General features: G+C 67.1%; 21 protein-coding genes. 4 read left to right on the top strand and 17 right to left on the bottom strand.

Annotation, left to right across the window (positions count from 1 at the left end):
- Window positions 1-14: 14 nt before the first annotated feature.
- The 3 genes from NMQ11_RS04675 to NMQ11_RS04665 all read right to left on the bottom strand — a co-directional run bounded on the left by NMQ11_RS04675 (window position 15) and on the right by NMQ11_RS04665 (window position 2,167).
- A complete protein-coding gene (locus NMQ11_RS04675) occupies window positions 15-386 on the bottom strand; it encodes a type II toxin-antitoxin system VapC family toxin (protein ID WP_255170243.1) in 372 nt (123 codons plus the stop codon).
- Window positions 370-630 (bottom strand): antitoxin VapB family protein, encoded by a 261-nt coding sequence (locus tag NMQ11_RS04670; protein ID WP_255170242.1) that lies wholly within the window; start codon window positions 628-630, stop codon window positions 370-372. The genes NMQ11_RS04675 and NMQ11_RS04670 overlap by 17 nt, the downstream gene beginning before the upstream one ends.
- Window positions 631-808: 178 nt before the next feature.
- Window positions 809-2,167 (bottom strand): cytochrome P450, encoded by a 1,359-nt coding sequence (locus NMQ11_RS04665; RefSeq protein ID WP_255170241.1) that lies wholly within the window; start codon window positions 2,165-2,167, stop codon window positions 809-811.
- Window positions 2,168-2,254: 87 nt separating this feature from the next.
- Here NMQ11_RS04665 and NMQ11_RS04660 point away from each other — a divergent pair, with 87 nt between their 5' ends.
- Window positions 2,255-3,103: an SIR2 family NAD-dependent protein deacylase gene (locus tag NMQ11_RS04660; RefSeq protein WP_255170240.1), complete on the top strand. Its 849-nt coding sequence runs from the start codon at window positions 2,255-2,257 to the stop codon at window positions 3,101-3,103.
- Window positions 3,104-3,114: 11 nt separating this feature from the next.
- On the opposite strand, the gene NMQ11_RS04655 is transcribed toward NMQ11_RS04660, so the two are convergent.
- From NMQ11_RS04655 to artA, 6 genes are all read right to left on the bottom strand, one after another.
- Window positions 3,115-3,777, bottom strand: a complete 663-nt coding sequence (locus NMQ11_RS04655) for a helix-turn-helix domain-containing protein (protein WP_255170239.1) — start codon at window positions 3,775-3,777, stop codon at window positions 3,115-3,117.
- A gap of 66 nt (window positions 3,778-3,843) precedes the next feature.
- On the bottom strand, window positions 3,844-4,548 hold the full coding sequence (locus NMQ11_RS04650) for a phosphoglycerol geranylgeranyltransferase (protein ID WP_255170238.1): 705 nt from the start codon (window positions 4,546-4,548) through the stop codon (window positions 3,844-3,846).
- Between the two features lie 55 nt (window positions 4,549-4,603).
- Entirely contained in the window at window positions 4,604-5,362 is a 759-nt protein-coding gene (locus tag NMQ11_RS04645) for a class I SAM-dependent methyltransferase (protein WP_255170237.1), read from the bottom strand.
- 87 nt (window positions 5,363-5,449) lie between these two features.
- On the bottom strand, window positions 5,450-6,643 hold the full coding sequence (locus tag NMQ11_RS04640; protein ID WP_255170236.1) for a threonine synthase: 1,194 nt from the start codon (window positions 6,641-6,643) through the stop codon (window positions 5,450-5,452).
- 81 nt (window positions 6,644-6,724) lie between these two features.
- Complete coding sequence (locus tag NMQ11_RS04635) at window positions 6,725-7,432, bottom strand: metallophosphoesterase (protein WP_255170235.1); 708 nt, start codon at window positions 7,430-7,432, stop codon at window positions 6,725-6,727.
- On the bottom strand, window positions 7,429-8,439 hold the full coding sequence (artA, locus tag NMQ11_RS04630) for an archaeosortase A (RefSeq protein WP_255170234.1): 1,011 nt from the start codon (window positions 8,437-8,439) through the stop codon (window positions 7,429-7,431). Before artA ends, NMQ11_RS04635 begins: the two co-directional genes overlap by 4 nt.
- Window positions 8,440-8,588: 149 nt before the next feature.
- Between artA and NMQ11_RS04625 the strand changes: the two genes are divergently transcribed.
- Complete coding sequence (locus tag NMQ11_RS04625; RefSeq protein WP_255170233.1) at window positions 8,589-9,368, top strand: DUF7839 domain-containing protein; 780 nt, start codon at window positions 8,589-8,591, stop codon at window positions 9,366-9,368.
- 40 nt (window positions 9,369-9,408) lie between these two features.
- Here NMQ11_RS04625 and NMQ11_RS04620 read toward each other — a convergent pair whose 3' ends face one another.
- The 8 genes from NMQ11_RS04620 to NMQ11_RS04585 all read right to left on the bottom strand — a co-directional run bounded on the left by NMQ11_RS04620 (window position 9,409) and on the right by NMQ11_RS04585 (window position 14,275).
- The gene (locus NMQ11_RS04620; protein WP_255170232.1) at window positions 9,409-10,008 is read right to left on the bottom strand and encodes a J domain-containing protein; all 600 of its coding nucleotides are present in this window, start codon (window positions 10,006-10,008) and stop codon (window positions 9,409-9,411) included.
- A gap of 72 nt (window positions 10,009-10,080) precedes the next feature.
- Entirely contained in the window at window positions 10,081-10,851 is a 771-nt protein-coding gene (locus tag NMQ11_RS04615; protein WP_255170231.1) for a proteasome assembly chaperone family protein, read from the bottom strand.
- Between the two features lie 6 nt (window positions 10,852-10,857).
- Entirely contained in the window at window positions 10,858-11,037 is a 180-nt protein-coding gene (locus NMQ11_RS04610; protein WP_255170230.1) for an RNA-protein complex protein Nop10, read from the bottom strand.
- Window positions 11,038-11,058: 21 nt separating this feature from the next.
- Window positions 11,059-11,859, bottom strand: a complete 801-nt coding sequence (locus NMQ11_RS04605) for a translation initiation factor IF-2 subunit alpha (RefSeq protein ID WP_255170229.1) — start codon at window positions 11,857-11,859, stop codon at window positions 11,059-11,061.
- Window positions 11,856-12,029: a 30S ribosomal protein S27e gene (locus NMQ11_RS04600; RefSeq protein ID WP_255170228.1), complete on the bottom strand. Its 174-nt coding sequence runs from the start codon at window positions 12,027-12,029 to the stop codon at window positions 11,856-11,858. The genes NMQ11_RS04605 and NMQ11_RS04600 overlap by 4 nt, the downstream gene beginning before the upstream one ends.
- Window positions 12,030-12,034: 5 nt before the next feature.
- Entirely contained in the window at window positions 12,035-12,316 is a 282-nt protein-coding gene (locus NMQ11_RS04595) for a 50S ribosomal protein L44e (protein ID WP_255170227.1), read from the bottom strand.
- A gap of 113 nt (window positions 12,317-12,429) precedes the next feature.
- Complete coding sequence (locus NMQ11_RS04590; protein WP_255170226.1) at window positions 12,430-12,813, bottom strand: response regulator; 384 nt, start codon at window positions 12,811-12,813, stop codon at window positions 12,430-12,432.
- Window positions 12,806-14,275, bottom strand: a complete 1,470-nt coding sequence (locus NMQ11_RS04585) for an ATPase domain-containing protein (protein ID WP_255170225.1) — start codon at window positions 14,273-14,275, stop codon at window positions 12,806-12,808. Before NMQ11_RS04585 ends, NMQ11_RS04590 begins: the two co-directional genes overlap by 8 nt.
- Before the next feature lie 198 nt (window positions 14,276-14,473).
- Here NMQ11_RS04585 and NMQ11_RS04580 point away from each other — a divergent pair, with 198 nt between their 5' ends.
- A complete protein-coding gene (locus NMQ11_RS04580; RefSeq protein WP_255170224.1) occupies window positions 14,474-14,740 on the top strand; it encodes an HAH_0734 family protein in 267 nt (88 codons plus the stop codon).
- A 325-nt stretch (window positions 14,741-15,065) separates the two neighbouring features.
- Complete coding sequence (locus tag NMQ11_RS04575) at window positions 15,066-15,668, top strand: metal-dependent hydrolase (protein ID WP_255170223.1); 603 nt, start codon at window positions 15,066-15,068, stop codon at window positions 15,666-15,668.
- Window positions 15,669-15,707: the final 39 nt, after the last annotated feature.

Raw genomic sequence — 15,707 nt, 5'->3', positions numbered from 1 at the left:
CACGCTCGAGCGTGTCAGTACGGCGTTACCGACGCTCGAGTCCGCTGAAACTCCGAGACGTTTCGCGTGAGAACCGGTTTGTTCGCTTCGATCGCCGTCGCGGCGATCATCGTGTCGACGGCCCCGATGGGTGTTCCCGCTCGTCGAAGTCGTCTGTGTTCGTCGAGCGCCCGTTTCGTTTCCTCGAAGCCGTACGACAGCACGTCGACGCGTTCGACGATCGATTGGAACCGCTCGCGGCGCGGCTCGGGGAGTCCACGTCCGACCTCGGTTACGGTGAGCGTCGAAACCGACGCATCACGCCAGTCGAACTCGTCCAGCTTTGCGACTGCGCCGGCGTCTTCCGCGAAGAGGTCGATGAGAAAACAGCTATCGAGAAGTACCATCCTCCCCTCCGGATGACCCCCTCTCGCCGTCGAACCGGTCGCTGACCTCCTCGCGAAAGCCGGCCGACCCCCGTCGAACGTCCTCGAGTTCGTCGCCCTCTACGAACCCGACGAGTTCGCGGAGCGGATCGTCCTCGTCGACCAGCAGTCGATCGACGACGTCGCTGAAGCTCTCACCCTCGTGTTTCGCTCTGTCGAGTCGTCGGTACGTTTCTTCCCGGAGGCTGATCGTCTTACTCCCCATCGTTGATCTGTGTATCTGTGTAATGGAGTCTGTGTATGTAAAATTTCGGCCGAACGGCCGTCTGCTGACGCCTTCAGTAGGTACTGAAGTCATTATACACGTGCTTGCGGCCCACGAGCCAGGACTGACTCGTTTTCGCCAGCCCGGCCGTTCCGCTGTGGGCAGTGTGTAACCCGTTTCAGTTGCGACTACCGCGTTCGCGGACTGTCATCGGAATCTCGTGTTTCGGCCGCGCCGTAATCGTCGCCATCAGATCGAGGTCGGTTCCCGGGACCAGCTCGAGGTGATATTCTCGATAGATCGTCGCGAGGATGAGCCGGGCCTCGAGCATCGCGAATCGATCGCCGATACACCGTCGCGGCCCCGCCGCGAACGGGAAGTACGCCAGTTTCGGTAACTCGGACTCCATCTCGGGCGTCCAGCGGTCGGGCTCGAACGCGAGCGGGTCGTCGTACCAGCGCGGATCGCGGTGGACGACCCACTGGTGCATCCGCACCGTCGAGCCCGGCCGGATCTCGTAGCCGCCGACGATGTCCGGCTTGACGGGCTCGCGGACGATGCCGGGTACCGGCGGATACAGCCGCATCGACTCTTTGACCACCCGTTCGGTGTACCCGAGTTCCGGGAGGTCGCCCATCGTCGGGGTAGCGCCGTCGAGGACGTCCTCGAGTTCGTCGACCAGTGTCGCCTCCGCCCGCGGGTTCCTCGCGAGGAGGTACGCCGTCATCGTCAACGAGAGCGCCGTCGTCTCGTGGCCCGCCAGCAGCAGCGTCACCACCTCGTCGCGAATCTCCTCGTTCGAGAGGGTGTTCCCGTTCTCGTCTGTAACCTCGAGCAGCTTCGAGATCACACCGCGGTCCGACGGGTTCCGGCGGCGTTCTTCGACCATCCCGTAGACGACCGCGTCTAGGTCCTCGCGGGCGCGCCGGATCTGCCGGCGGGTCGGCGTCGGAACCTGCGGCGGCAACACGAGGTGCGAGAGGCTCTCGGTCGCCAGCATGAACTCCTCGAGCGAGTCGCCGATCCGCTCGACGTGGTCGTCGATGTCGACGCCGAACAGCGCCCGGCTGACGATCTTCAGGGTGAGTTCCATCATCTCCTCGTGGATCGGCCGGGTCTGGCCGCCCGCCCACGACTCGAGGGCGTCCTCGGTGAACGCGACCATCATCTCGGCGTACTCCTCGATGCGGTCGGGGTGAAACGCCGGCTGGAGCAGGTGGCGGTTGCGCCGCCAGACCGCCCCCTCGCTGTTCAGGATGCCGTTTCCGGTGATCGGCCGCAGGATGTGCTGGAACCGCTCGCCTTTGATGTAGTTCTCGTTGTTCGAGACGAGCACCTGCTCGATGTAGTCGGGGTGGTTGAGCTGGTAGGTCGTCCCGCCGGGGTCCTCCCAGGCCGCGATGTCGCCGTATTCGCGGGCCGTCCGCGTCATGAACCCGTAGGGGTCGCGCAGGAAGGCGAGCTGGTTGCCCACCAGCGGCAGGCCGTCGGGACCCGGTGGTCGGCCGCCGGAGAGTGCGGGTGTGTCGCTGCTCATCGGTACCCGAACTGACGGGTGCCGGGAGCCTATGTCTGGCGGCTGTGACCCCTCGAAACTTTTGGCCACGTCGCCCGTTCGTCGGGTATGGACGACCTCGAGACACTCGCCACCGGCATCCGCGATACGGAGACGACCGTCGCGCTCACCGGCGCCGGCATCTCCGCCCCCTCGGGCGTGCCCACGTTTCGGGGCGACGACGGCGTCTGGGACCGGTTCGAGGAGGGACAGTTCACCCACGGGCGGTTCCGGCGCGACCCCGTCGGGTTCTGGCGCGACCGCCTCGAGTTACAGCGAGCGATGTACGGCGAATCGTACGAACCGAACGCGGCGCACGAGGCGCTGGCCGCCCTGGGCGAAGCGGGGCACCTCGAGGCGATCGTCACGCAGAACACGGACGGGTTGCACCTCGAAGCCGCCCGCGCCGTCACGGGAGACGAAGAGGGGGCTGGCGGCGGAGACTCCGGAGAGGGCGCGGAGGTCCTCGAGCTCCACGGCAACGCCCACCGGGTCGTCTGCACCGCGTGCGGGGAGCGAACCGACGCCGAACCGATCCTCGAGCGGGTCGACGACGGTGAGGTGCCACCCCGGTGTAACTGCGGCGGAGACGGCGGCGCCGGCGGGATCTACAAACCCGACGTCGTCCTCTTCGGCGAGCGACTGCCGCCGGCGGTCCTCCAGCGGGCGCAGAACCTGGCTCGGGAGAGCGACGTCTTCCTCGCCGTCGGCTCCTCGCTCGTCGTCGAACCCGCCGCCTCGCTGCCTCGAGTCGCCGCGAGAAACGGCGCCACGGTCGGGATCGTCAACCTCGAGCCGACGCCGGTCGACGAACTCGCGGACGTGGTTTGCCGGGAGGACGTCACCGACACCCTCCCCCGGCTCTGGGCTACGGTCGACGGCGGTGCCGGCGGCTCGGACGGGACCGGCCAGCCGTGACGCTGCCCCCGTCAGGACAGGTACTCCTCGACGAGCCGGGACTGCCCCCGGCGCAGCCGTTCGCTCACCGCCTGATCGGAGATGTCGAGCGCCACCGCCAGCTCCTCGAGCGTCGTCTCCCGGGGGACGTCGAAGAAGCCGCGCTCCCAGGCGAGACACACCGCTTCGCGCTGCGACTCGGTGAGGATGTCGTCGGTCGCCGCCTCGGCGCCATCGGAGAGGCGCTGTAAGTCGAAGGCGACTCCGGCGGCCTCGAGAAACGAGTAGTACGCGGTGAACGCCTCCCGATCGGGAAACCGCATCTCGACCTCCCAGCGGCCGCCGCTGCCGCGACACCGGAGCAACTCCGCGCCGACGGCCATCCACTGCTCGTACGTCTCGAGGACGTCGCTCTCGCTTCGTCGGACCCGGTACAGCGCGCGGCGGTCGACGTCTTCGACCCGCTCGAACCCCTCGACGGTCGCGTCGGCCTCGAGTGCGGCTTCCGCGCGCTCGAGGGCCTCGCGGTCGCCGCTCCCGACGCTCCCGTACCGAAGCCAGCAGAACGCGACGGGCTGTGACGAGACGAGGGCGAACTGCCGTTCGATCTCGACCTCGAGGCCGGGAACCGCCTCGAGCGTGGGCGTGAGAAAGAGCGACGGCGCCGCGACCTCGTATTCCGCGAGGAGACTCATACACCCCCCTGTACCACGGAGGACGAAAACCGTTTAGGCCATTGCCTGACAGGTTTCCCGGCTCGGCTACGACGCGTCGTTCGCGGCCTTCACCGTCTCGCGGACGGCGTCGACGCCCTCGTCGTGGGCGAGGTTGCCGACGACGATCACGTCGGCGTGGCTGCTCATCTCGTAGGCGGAGTCGTAGTCGTGGATGCCGCCGCCGTAGAACAGCGTCGACTCCGTGAGGGAGCCGGCCGCGGCCGCGACCACGTTCGCGTCGCCGTAGGTACCGGAGTACTCGACGTAGACGATCTCCTGGCCGAACATCCGCTCGGCGACTTTCGCGTAGGCACCGACCTCCTCGGCGGAGAGGTCGCAGTCGGCCTCCGTGAGCGTCGCGACGTCCGCCTCCGGGTTCATCACGATGTAGGCTTCCATCCAGGTGCGGTCCCACTCGAGGTCGCCCTCGAGACGGACCCACTCCTTGTGGGCGCCGGTGATCCAGAACGGCGAGCCGGCGTTGAACACCGTCGGGATGAGGTAGCCAGCGAGCGCGTCGTTCTCGACGACGACGCTCGGGTTCGACGGCTCCTGGTAGAGGGGCACGTCGTGTTCGGCGCAGGCCTCGATGACGGCCGTCATGTTCTCCTCGGTCATTCCCATCGTGCCGCCGACTTCGATGGCGTCGGTGCCGGTCGCACAGAGATCGCCGTACGTGACCCCGTCGGGGAGATCCTTGTCGGGATCGAGCTTCAGAATGTGGTTCCAGTCGTCCCAGGGCGCAGTCATACCGCCCCGTTTCCCGACAACCAGCAAAAGCCCTGCGAATCGCCGTACGACCGATTTAGGCCGTTCGGCGGGCCGTCCACACCATCTCCTGACTCGCCGACTCGAGATCACCGCCCTCGAACCCCCCCGAAACCGTCCACTCCTCGAACGGAGACAGCCGGAACAGCAGGTCGAACTCGCGTCTCGAGAGCAGGGCGATCCGTGTCTCGCGCTCGAGGACGACCCGATCGTCGGCGTCGAGAACGACGGATCGGATCCGGGTGTACTGCTCGACCTCGTCGGCCAGTTCCGACCGAACCCGGTAGGTGTACGACCGGCCGTCGACCTCGAGGTCGCGCTCCTCGCACTCGCCGTACCGCTCGCAGATCACCTCGAAGTTCGGCGTAAAGGCGTTGAGTACCAGCCGCCCGCCGGGAGCCAGCGCGTCGTGGATCGACTCGAGCGCCGCCAGCTGCTCGTCCGTCTCGAGGAGGTGTAAGAACGCCCGAAACGGGACGATCACCAGCGCGTACTCGCGTTCGGGCTCGAACGACCTGACGTCGGCCGCCCGGACGCGCGACTCGAGCCCCGCCTCGGTCGCGTTCTCCCGGAGCACCTCGAGCATTCCCGTCGAGACGTCGATGCCGTACGCGTCGACGCCGTCACGGCGGAGTTCGAGGTAGATCCGACCCGTCCCACAGCCGACCTCCAGTACGGAGCCGTCGACCTCGCGGGCGATCTCGCGGTAGAAGGCGACGTCGCCGCTGTCGGCCTGCTGGCGGTAGACCGCGTCGTAGAAGGCGGCCACGTCGTCGAAGTACTCCTCGGCGTCCATGCGGCTGTCGACGGGGGGCGGGCGAAAAGCGTTTGGGGCGGTGTGCCAACGAGTTTCAGCCTGGATTCCCCGTCGACGAACCCTTGCTCAGATCCCCTTGCCCATCAGGTGGCTGCGAAGCACGTCGGCGTCCTTGTTTCCGGTGCCCGTGTTGAGGATGACGACCGTCTCGTCGCCCTCGAACTCGCCGCGCTCGCCGAGTTCCCACGCGCCGCTGGCGGCCGCCGCGCAGGTGGGCGCCATCTCGAGACCCTCTCCCTTCGCCACCGCGATGGCGGCCTCGAGGATCTCCTCGTCGTCCGTCGCCACCGCGCCGCCGCCGCTCTCGCGCAGCGCCTCGAGGATCCAGGGGCTCGCGCCGGGGTCGGGGATCTCGATGCCGCCGCAAATTGTGTCCGGATGCTCGACGGCCTCGTGAACCTCGGAACCCGACTCGAAGGCCTCGACGATCGGCTGACAGCCCGTCGCCTGGGCGGCGTACAGCGCCGGCAGTTCGTCGATCAGCCCCAGCTCGCGGAGCTCCTTTGCGGCCTTGTGCATTCCGACGAGTCCGACCCCGCCTCCGGTGGGGTAGACGATGGCGTCCGGCGTCTCCCACTCGAGCTGTTCTGCGATCTCGTAGAACATCGTCTTCTTGCCCTCGTGGCGGTACGGCGTCTCGAACGTCTTCACGGAGTACCAGTCGTCGTGTTCGGCCATCGCGTCGGCGTAGGCCGCTCCGGCATCCGTGATCCGCCCGCCGACGACGGTCATGTCGCCGCCGTGGACGTTGACCATGGCCTTGTTCGTAAAGCCCGCCCGCGCGGGGAGGAAGACGTGGGAGTCGATGTCCGCCCGTCCGGCGTAGGCCGCGGCGGCCTGCCCGGCGTTGCCCGCCGACGCCAGCGCGACGTCGGTCGCCCCGTGCTGGACCGCCGCCGTCATCGCGACCGTCTGACCGCGGTCCTTGAACGTCCCCGTCGGGTTGCGCCCCTCGTCCTTGAACACGACCCGCTCGACGCCGAGTTCGTCGGCGAGTTTCGGACACTCGACGAGCGGGGTCGCTCCCTCGTCCATCGTCACCGCCGACTCGCGGGCGAACGGGAGTAGCTCCTCGTAGCGCCACATCGAGTCGAACGGCCGCGAGGCGAGCGTCTCGCGGTCGAGGTCGACCGCGCCGTAGTCGTAGCGCGGATCGAGGATTCCGCCGCACTCGCCACAGCGGTGGCTTCCCTCTTCCGCGTCGAACGTCGCCCCGCAGTCGATGCACTCGAGCCCGGTGAATGCGTCCGTCGTCTCCATAGCGGCCGTTGCTCCTACGGCGACTAATCGCTGTCCATCGCCGTTTCGTGTCGACCTGAACGGACCACGACCGAGCGTATATCACAGCAGCCGTCGACACTCTCCCAGCGGCGGAAACCAGAGCGTCTCGCCCGCGGATTCGTCCCGGATCGCGGGGTGCCAGTCGCCGACGCCGTCGGCGAGCGGCGTCTGGAAGTCTCCCGACCGCATGCCGTTCACCGTCGCGCCGCCGGCGAGGCGGGTGAACGACGGCAGCATCACCACGTCCGCCCCCCGGTACGCGTCCGGCCCGTAGAGGAGACACGGAAGCTTTCGCCCGTCGACCGACAGCGCGGGGTGGTCGTGGCCGACGACGTACCGCTCGGCGTCGAGCGACGGCGCCTCGTGGCCGTGACAGACCACGGTCTCGCCGTCGGACAGCCGGCACTCGGGGGTCGCCTCGCCGTCGAACACCGACTCGAGCATCGTATCGTGATTTCCCGGCGTGACGACCAGTCGAGCACCAGCGTCGGCGACGGTCGCCTCGAGGTCGCACACCTCCGCTTCGACGCCGCGAGGAACGTGCGAAAACGAGTGCAGCAGATCGCCCGCGATCACGACGGTCTCCGGGGTGGTACGTTCGAGCAGTCCCTCGAGTCGCTCGCGGACGTCGCGGGCGTCGTCGAGCGGCGCGTCGACGTTCGAGGCGGCGGCCCGCCCGAGATGGACGTCCGCGAGGACGAGCCCCTCCGCCGCCGGAAGGTACAGCGCGCGCTCGAGGAACTCGAACGGAACCGGGTCGGCGGTCATCGTTCGTCGCCGGCGCCGTCGGTCCGGACCTCGGCGCCGACGGCCGCCTCGAGGTCGTACTCGGTGCCCGTGAGCACGAAGAGGACGTCCTCTAAGACCGCGAGCACCTCGGGGAGGATCCTGATCACGAGGTAGGTGATGCCGACCAGTGCGAAGATCGAGAGGAACTGGGCGATGAAGTTGTGGGCGACGAGGAACGACGTCTGGTTCGCCGGGGCGCCCATCCACTCCGTGGCGACGTAGATCAGCGGCTCGTACTGGAACCAGCCCCACGGCGAGGCCAGTCCGATGAAGACGTTCCGGAAGAAGTTGAGGATCCAGATGACGCCGATCGCGAGGGCGAACGCGGTCGCCTTCCGCCTGAAGGGGGCCTTCACGGCGGCGGTGAGGCCGCCGAAGATCGCCATGCTCCCGATCCCGGTACAGGCCATGATGATGTAGGTCGTCCGGCCGGTGACGGTCTCGTCGGGGTCGAAGTCGAAGCGACTCATGTAGCCGTACTCGGGCCCCTCGCTCAGGCCGGGGCTGTGACCGAGCCGTTCCATCCCCCAGTGGGTCTGGGCGGCGGTCGTCTCGATGAGCCACTGGCGGACGAACGGGATCGTCTCCGCGGGGAGGTAGATCAGCCCCATGATCGCGACGGCCTTCGAGAGCAACAGCAGCGACTCCCGGCCCCGGGCGAGCAGGTAGCCCGTGTAGAGACACAGCGGCAGCGCCGCGAGCGCGAGGATCGTCTGGAGCGGGCTCCGGGCCTCGCCGTAGTAGTACGGCACCATCGTGACCCAGAAGACGCCGAACAGCACCCAGGCGACCGCGGCGACGTGTCGCGCGGTGTCGGACCCTCCTCGCCACTGGAAGACGAAGGCGAGCGCGAACGTTCCGATCGCGACCCACGCGAGGGCGTCCGTCAGCGAGACGGCGGTCGCCATCGCCGGGGCGAGACTCGCCGCGAGCAGGTCGGGACCGATGCCCGACGGTGCGGGAGACGGCGAGGGCGGGGACGGCATATCTAGGGAAACCGACGGACTCTCGAGATATCAACCTGACGCCTCACCTGTGTTCCGTTTTAGTGGGCCGCGCGTATCGCCCGATCCGGCGGCCGCGTTCGGCGCTCGAGACCGCGGCGTTTTTGCCCTGGGTCACGAACACGGTGGACATGGTCGACGTCCTCGACAACAAACGCGCCGCGACTCGGTTTCGCATCCTCGTCGAGATCGCCGAGCGCCAGCCCGCCGTCAGCCAGGGCGAGATCGCCGAGGAAGTCGGCGTCACGAGCCAGGCCGTCAGCGAGTACATCCGGTCGCTGATCGACGACGGCCTCGTCGAGAAGGAGGGGCGCTCGCGCTATCGGGTCACCAAGGAGGGCGTCGACTGGCTGTTCCAGGCGACGGGCGACGTCCGCCGCTACGCCGACCACGTCACCGAGGACGTCCTCGGGGCGATGGGCGAGGACGCCGCGATCGCCACTGCGAATCTCGAGGAGGGCGACGTCGTCTCGCTCTCCCTGCGAGACGGCTTACTCCACGCCAGCCCCGGCGGCTCGGGGCCGGCCACCGGCGTGGCGACGACTGACGCCGCCGAGGGAACCGACGTCGGCGTCACGAGCTTCGAGGGGGTGATCGACCTCGAGCCGGGAACCGTCACGGTCCAGCAGGTGCCGAGCGTTCGCGCGGGCGGGAGCCGGGCGATCGACGACGGGACGGTCGCGGACGTCTGTGCGGGCGCGGATCTCGTCTGTGCGACGGGCGTCGAGGCGGCCGTCGCCTGCCGGGCGGCCGGCGTCGAGCCGACGACCACGTTCGCCGCGGGCGACGTCGCCGCCGACGCCGCCGAACGCGGCCTCCGGGTCACCGTCGTCGCGACGACCGACGCCGTCGGACGGGTGACCGACGTCCTTCGCGACGGCGATGTCGCCTACGAGGTACTCGAGGGCTGACTCGCGTCGACTCGAGAACTGAATAGGAGACTGCGACCGATCAGTCGGCGTGCTCCTTGGCCGTCACGTACGCCTCCTGGACCCGTCGGAAGGACTCCCTGTCGCCGCCGTGGTCCGGATGGACCTCCTTTACCTGCCGGCGGTAGGCCGACTTGATCTCGTCTCGCGTCGCCGTCGTCGGCAGACCGAGCGCCTCGTAGGCCAGCCGGATCGTCTCCTGGAAGTCCGTCGGCCCGGACTCGAGTTCGGGCACCTCGAATGGGAGCCGCCCGCCGAGGTGCGGCCCCGGCATCTCGTGTTCACAGAGGACGACGTACGTGTCGGTAGTATTCTGGATCCGAAAGAAGTCGTGGGCGTCGAACGTGACCGCGACGTCGCGCTCGGGGAGGTAGAACGCCACCGTCGTCCCGGCGATCGGGTGGTCCTCGGCGTAGCGCTCGCCGATCTCCCCCAGGTAGTCGCGGATCTCCGTGCGCCGTCGGTCCTCGCTCGAGTACGTCCGCGTCGTCGCGGCGCTCCGGCTGGGGAACAGCCGCTCGCCGAGGAGAAACAGCGCCGCGGCGAAAACGGTGAAGATCGCACCCAGGGCCAGCCCCGCGAGAACGGCTGGCGGGATCGCATCGACGACGGTCTCTGGCACGCGCCGTTCTAGGCCGTGAGCAATAAAGAATCGTTCGCCGGCCGCGGTTTCCGAGGAGCGGGTTCGCGAGTCTCAGCCGATGTACCGAAGGTCGTCGTCCGTCGGCACGTCCATCGCCTGCTGCTGTTGTTCCATCTCCCGGATCTTGCCGATGACGTCCTCCATCTCGTCGGCCCGCTCGTCGAGGGACTCGTACTCGAGGCTGAACTCGAGGACCGCCTCGAGGATCTCGAGGACGGCGCGGGCGCTCTTCGGGTCGACGAGGTAGCCGCTGGTCTCGCCCATCAGGCAGGCGCCCTCGAACCCGCGGCGCTTGCCCAGTCCGAGCAACAGCCCGGAGACGCCGACGATCCCGCCGGCGGGTTCGTCCTCGCGGAACTCGACGCCGACGTCCTCGAGGGGCTCGATCCGCTCCTCGCGGGTGACCGCGCCGAGGACGGCGTACTCGTCGATGAGTTCGCCGGTCGGAACGCCGCCTAAGGCGTACAGCTCGCCGGCGCCGAACTCCTCGGCGACGTCGAGGAAGGCGTCGGTGAGCACGTAGTGGCCCTCGTTGGTCTGGGCCTGGTGGTCGCCGGTCAACACCAGCAGGTCGCGGCCGTCGGGAACCGAGACGGCGTGGATCTCCGCGCAGGTGAGGTCGGTGACGCCGTCCTCGATGGACACCTGCGGCGGGAACTCCCGGGAGTAGAGCCGGCGGACGAGCGTGCTCTCCTCGGCGAGCTCCTCGAGAATGTGATCGGCGGCGAGCTTTCCGACGTGGCCGACGCCCGGCAGCCCCTCGACGAAGACGGGGTCCTCGAGGTCGGCCTCCGCGACCGCCTCGATGTCGAGTTCGTCCATACCGTATCAGCGATTGCGACGCTTAAGAGCGCGTCGGTACTCGCCGTAGGGGTCTTCGGGGTTCAGCGGCGCGGGAGCGCTGTTCTCGGCGTCGGCTCCGCAGTCGGGACAGCTGTCAGAAAGAGTATAGACCGGGCGCTCGTGGGTTTCGCGCCACGCCGAACAGACCCGGATATCCGATTTCATTCGTCGGTCGTTCGAGCCCCGTTACTCGTCGTCGGTGTGTCGCTCGCGGTGGTACGCACCGGAGCCACCCTCCGCTTCGATCGCGGCGATGGCGCGCTCGGCGCTCGACTCGAGGTGGGACTCGGCGGTCTTGTAGTTCGGCGCGCGGACCTTGATCCGGTACTCGGGTGCGCCGACGTAGGTCACGTCGAGCTCGACCTCTTCGGGGATGTCGCCGTTTCCTCCCGCGGCCTCGAGGGCCTTTCGGATGCCGTCGACGCCGCTCGGGGAGGCGTTCTCCAGGTCGACGTAGCCGGTGACGTTGACGTACGGCACCGAGACGTTCTCGCGGGCGGTTTCGACGATCACCGCGCGCTCCTCGTCTGTGAGGTCGGTCTCCTCGAGGGCCTCCTCGCCGTGGATCGCGGCCTGCTTGAAGCCGTCGTAGAGGCTGCCGTGGGCGCCCAGAAGCTCGTTCGCGATCGAGATGTACTCCTCGTCGCCGATCTCCTCGCCGAAGGCCAGCTCCATCCAGTTGTCGGCCTTCTGTTCGTTCTTCCAGTCCTGGATCTTATCGGAGCGCTGGTGGTCGTTGACGTCCTTCAACGAGAGGTCGATCTGTTCGTGGGATTCGTCGACGTCGAGCACCTTACAGACGACGATCTGGCCCTCGCGGACGTGGTCGCGGACGTTCTTGATCCACCCGCTGGCAACCTCTGAGATGTGGATGAGGCCGCGCTTGTCCTGGTACTCCTCGAGGTCGACGAAGACGCCGAAGTCCTCGATTTCGTCGATCTTGCCGACGACGAGTTCACCGGTGTTGGGCCAGCCGCTGTACTTCATCGTGCTTCGACGGTCTCCGTGATCTCGTGGTCGATTTCGGCCTTTCCGCCGGTCGGGCGGGCCAGGGTCGTCCCGCAGACGGCGCAGGCGACCTCGGTGGAGGCCTTGCCGAAGACGATCTGTTCGTTCTCGCAGTCACCGCAGCGGACGTTGTAGAAACTTCCTGCCATCTGAATCACTCCTGGAACTCGAGTCGGCCGGCGCGCCATCCCTCGCGGAGGTGGGCCTTGCCGCATTCGCCACAGCGGTACTTGAGATCGGTCTTCTTCGTGGGTTTGTCGCCGCCGGGGACCTTCGAGAAGCGACCGGCGTTCCCGATCACTTTCTTGTTTCGACGGGTTCGGCGAGCGTCCCACTTCATGCCCGAGGAGCGCCCCGAGCGGACCTTCTCGACCTCGTGCTCGTGGTGTTCCTTACAGTGCGGGCAGTACGTGTTGAATCGACGTGGCATCTGCATGGGTTCTCTTGAGGTGGGCTATGGTACGGCTGTTTAAAACCCGTTTGGTTCGTCGGTGGACCGCGCGTGACACCGCTGGCCACGCCGCTGGCGGCTGTCGCGCGGTCTCGGGGTTACAACACGCCCTCGATCGTGGCCCTGATCTCGGCCTTCTCGACCGGTTTCTCGAGGATCGCCCGCGCGCCTTTGCTCATCGCCCTCTCGCGGACGGCCGGCGTGTCGTTCGAGGTCAACACGAGCGCCGGGACGCCCCGGTCTTTAAGTTCGGCACACCGGTCGAGAACGGTCTTCGAGAAGCCGTCGATGTCGAGGACGACGAGCGCGACGTCGTCTCGCGTCTCGAGCAGTTCGTCGAACTCGTCCATGTCCGTGGCGACGGGGACGCGATACCCCAGACGCTCTAACAGCTCGGCGAGTAACTCGACGTTTCGCTCTCGCTTGCTGATCGCGAGGATGATCGCGAGCGTCCGATCGTCCGACGGGTCGTCGTTAGCCATTCGACCGTTCCTCCGCCGATCTGATCGTATTCGGCTGTCCGGAGAGGATGTTGCGCAGGTTGGTGAGCGGTTCGCCGACTTTCAGCCCGTGTTCGGAGATCGAAAACTCCCGCAGCGTGCGCTCGTAGTCGCCCGTGCGCTTTTTCAACACCCCGATCGCCTTCTGCATCTCGCCGTGTACCTCGAGATGACGCAGGAAAATAATGTTGTCGGCGAGGTAGCTGATGTCCGCCTGGGTCACCTCGAACTCGCCGGTGACCGAGCCGACCTCCTCGACGAGGATGACGGTGATGCCCATATTCCGCAGGTACCGACAGAGCGTGTGGAGCTTTCGAATGTGCGCGTCCCTGTCGCCCCGCAGGGAGAGCAGGTAGCCGTTGATCCCGTCGATCATCACGACCGAGGTGTCGTTCTCCTCGACGTCGTGTTTGACGCGCTGGGCGAACTCCTGCGGGGAGAGCTCGAACGACCCGACCTCCGTGACGTTGAGCGTTCCCTGGTCTATCATCTGCTCGACGGGGATGTTGATCGCCGTACTCCGCTCGAGGAAGATCCGTTTGGTCTCCTCGAACATGTAGATGCTCGAGCGCTCGCCCCGGCCGGCGGCTTCCTTCATGAACTGGCTGCCGGTCGTCGTCTTCCCGACGCCGGTCGGCCCGGTGACGACGGTGATCGTGCCGCGGTCGATGCCGCCGCACAACAGCTCGTCGAGTTCGGGAACGCCGACCGAGAGCGTCTCACGGGGGACCTCCCGGGCGTGATTCTCGGGATTGATCTCAGGGTAGACGTGGATCCCGTCGTCTCTGATCCGCATCGTGTGAACCCCGCCGAGCGTGTCCGAGCCGCGAAACTTCGGCACCGTTAGCTGGCGGCCTATCGGATCGTTCCGCAGGTCGATCGTTCCGTCAGTGAGAAACTGCAGGTCGTCGTCCGTCGAGTACGCGGTGTTCTGGGAGGTAAAGAGGACCGTCGCCCCCTGATCTTTGACGTATCGCGTGAACGCGATCACCTGCTGGCGGAACTGGTACTCGTCGGAGGTGATGTACCGGAGTCGTGTCATCGGATCGATGAACACCCGGTCGGGGTCGACGGACTCGATCCGCTCGGTGATCGAATCGGTCAGCGACTCCTGTTCGACCTCGCTCGGCTCGAAGATGTCGTACGACTGGTTTTCGACGAACATCTCCGAGTCGGGGCTCAGGTCGAGGAAGTGGACGTCCTCGAGATCCATCCCGACGACGGCCGCGTTCTGGCGGACGTCACGCTCTGCCTCCTCGAGGTTGACGAACAGCGAGGTCTCGCCGTTCTCGAGGCCGGCACACAGGAAGTTCAACCCGAGCATGGTCTTTCCCGTCCCCGGGTCGCCGCGAACCAGGTAGCTCCGGTTTGCGATCAGTCCGCCGTCGAGCACCTCGTCGAGGCCGGCGGTTCCCGTCGTGATCCGCTCGAGTTGATCCGTCATCGCGGGGGACGACCACGATCGGTGTTTTTCTTATTACACCGATAACGCGGAAAACGGGCGTATAATCCGGGCAAAGAGACTGTTAAGCTCTCACCAACGACCACTATTCACGGCTGTTCTGCCACCGTGGGGAGACGGACCGCGTCCGTCTGCAGCCCCTTCGAAGCGCTTAATTCCCCGTCGTTCGAATCGTCGGCCATGAAGCGGCTCATCATCCACGGGGACCCCGGCGTCCGAAAGGGTGGCATCATCGAACACGACGGGGAGGAACTGGTCTGTTTCGGCATCAGCCGGAACGGCGAGTGGCACGGCCCCGACCGGGTCCAGCTGTGGTGTACCATCGGCGACGCCTCCGAGTACGAAGATTTCGCGAAGCGGAACTTCATGCCACACTTCCTCGAGGTCGAACGGGTCGACGCTGCCGACGTGACCGTCGTCCAGCGGCGCGGCGAGCTGACCGTTTGATCGGCGGTCCGCGGATCGACACCCCGGTAGCGCCCCTCTCCTCTCTTTCGCCGTCGACTCGTGTCCCATTCGTCTCTCGTCCAGCCCGGCTCGGCGTCGGCGACGCGACGACCGACGTACGCAGTGCGTCGACTGACGGATACGATGTGATTACCTTCGGGCCGGTTCGGGTAATCAGTTCGTACCGGCCACCGACTCCGACGCCGGTGCTTCACTCCGAATACCGTCGAGAGAGATGCTCTGGTGGCCGCTCATCGGTGCTTCACGCTCGCCGCCGCGAGGCAGGCGTCGGATAACTAACCGTCCGGCGTTCGACCCGCCGTTCATGTGGCCGTGGGAACACGCCGTCGTCGGCTATCTCGCCTACTCGCTGTTCTGTCACCTCTACTACCGGGAGTCGCCGGGCGGGCTCGAGGCCCTCGTCGTCGTGTTCGCGTCGGTGCTCCCGGACCTCATCGACAAACCACTCGCCTGGGAGTTCGGCGTCTTCGAGAGCGGCTACGCGCTCGGCCACTCCGTTTTCTTCGCGGTCCCCCTCGCCCTCCTCGTCGGGACGGGCGCCCGCCTGCTCGGCCGGCCTCGCGTCGGCGTCGCGTTCGGAGTCGGCTACCTGTTGCACCTCCCGGCCGACGTGCTCCCGGCGTACGCTGAAGCCGGCCACCTTCCACTCGAGCGAGTCCTCTGGCCGGTCGCGCCCGTTCAGGCCGACGAGCGGCGGGTCGGGTTCACCGACCGGTTCGCCGCGATGGTCGGCGAGTACTGGCACGAACTGCTCGCGGGCGATCCGTCGACGTACATGTGGGCACAGCTGGGGCTCCTCCTCGCGGCGACGCTCCTCTGGCTCTACGACGGCGCCCCGGTCGCTCGAGAACTCGTCGTCGGCAGCACCCGGCGGGTTCGACGATGGGCCGGGCGAACGACCGACTGAAAACCGTCGCGGGGCGGCGAGGACACCCCCGTCCGGAAC

Origin of the sequence: Natrononativus amylolyticus, assembly GCF_024362525.1 — an archaeon.
GTDB classification, from domain to species: Archaea; Halobacteriota; Halobacteria; order Halobacteriales; family Natrialbaceae; genus Natrononativus; species Natrononativus amylolyticus.
This window is presented reverse-complemented; position numbering and strand designations above follow the sequence as displayed.

Bases quoted from the DNA above. Each gene is read 5' to 3' on its own strand.
- NMQ11_RS04675 (WP_255170243.1), bottom strand. From the start codon at position 386: ATGGTACTTCTCGATAGCTGTTTTCTCATCGACCTCTTCGCGGAAGAC.
- NMQ11_RS04670 (WP_255170242.1), bottom strand. From the start codon at position 630: ATGGGGAGTAAGACGATCAGCCTCCGGGAAGAAACGTACCGACGACTC.
- NMQ11_RS04665 (WP_255170241.1), bottom strand. From the start codon at position 2,167: ATGAGCAGCGACACACCCGCACTCTCCGGCGGCCGACCACCGGGTCCC.
- NMQ11_RS04660 (WP_255170240.1), top strand. From the start codon at position 2,255: ATGGACGACCTCGAGACACTCGCCACCGGCATCCGCGATACGGAGACG.
- NMQ11_RS04655 (WP_255170239.1), bottom strand. From the start codon at position 3,777: ATGAGTCTCCTCGCGGAATACGAGGTCGCGGCGCCGTCGCTCTTTCTC.
- NMQ11_RS04650 (WP_255170238.1), bottom strand. From the start codon at position 4,548: ATGACTGCGCCCTGGGACGACTGGAACCACATTCTGAAGCTCGATCCC.
- NMQ11_RS04645 (WP_255170237.1), bottom strand. From the start codon at position 5,362: ATGGACGCCGAGGAGTACTTCGACGACGTGGCCGCCTTCTACGACGCG.
- NMQ11_RS04640 (WP_255170236.1), bottom strand. From the start codon at position 6,643: ATGGAGACGACGGACGCATTCACCGGGCTCGAGTGCATCGACTGCGGG.
- NMQ11_RS04635 (WP_255170235.1), bottom strand. From the start codon at position 7,432: ATGACCGCCGACCCGGTTCCGTTCGAGTTCCTCGAGCGCGCGCTGTAC.
- artA (WP_255170234.1), bottom strand. From the start codon at position 8,439: ATGCCGTCCCCGCCCTCGCCGTCTCCCGCACCGTCGGGCATCGGTCCC.
- NMQ11_RS04625 (WP_255170233.1), top strand. From the start codon at position 8,589: ATGGTCGACGTCCTCGACAACAAACGCGCCGCGACTCGGTTTCGCATC.
- NMQ11_RS04615 (WP_255170231.1), bottom strand. From the start codon at position 10,851: ATGGACGAACTCGACATCGAGGCGGTCGCGGAGGCCGACCTCGAGGAC.
- NMQ11_RS04610 (WP_255170230.1), bottom strand. From the start codon at position 11,037: ATGAAATCGGATATCCGGGTCTGTTCGGCGTGGCGCGAAACCCACGAG.
- NMQ11_RS04605 (WP_255170229.1), bottom strand. From the start codon at position 11,859: ATGAAGTACAGCGGCTGGCCCAACACCGGTGAACTCGTCGTCGGCAAG.
- NMQ11_RS04600 (WP_255170228.1), bottom strand. From the start codon at position 12,029: ATGGCAGGAAGTTTCTACAACGTCCGCTGCGGTGACTGCGAGAACGAA.
- NMQ11_RS04595 (WP_255170227.1), bottom strand. From the start codon at position 12,316: ATGCAGATGCCACGTCGATTCAACACGTACTGCCCGCACTGTAAGGAA.
- NMQ11_RS04590 (WP_255170226.1), bottom strand. From the start codon at position 12,813: ATGGCTAACGACGACCCGTCGGACGATCGGACGCTCGCGATCATCCTC.
- NMQ11_RS04585 (WP_255170225.1), bottom strand. From the start codon at position 14,275: ATGACGGATCAACTCGAGCGGATCACGACGGGAACCGCCGGCCTCGAC.
- NMQ11_RS04580 (WP_255170224.1), top strand. From the start codon at position 14,474: ATGAAGCGGCTCATCATCCACGGGGACCCCGGCGTCCGAAAGGGTGGC.
- NMQ11_RS04575 (WP_255170223.1), top strand. From the start codon at position 15,066: ATGTGGCCGTGGGAACACGCCGTCGTCGGCTATCTCGCCTACTCGCTG.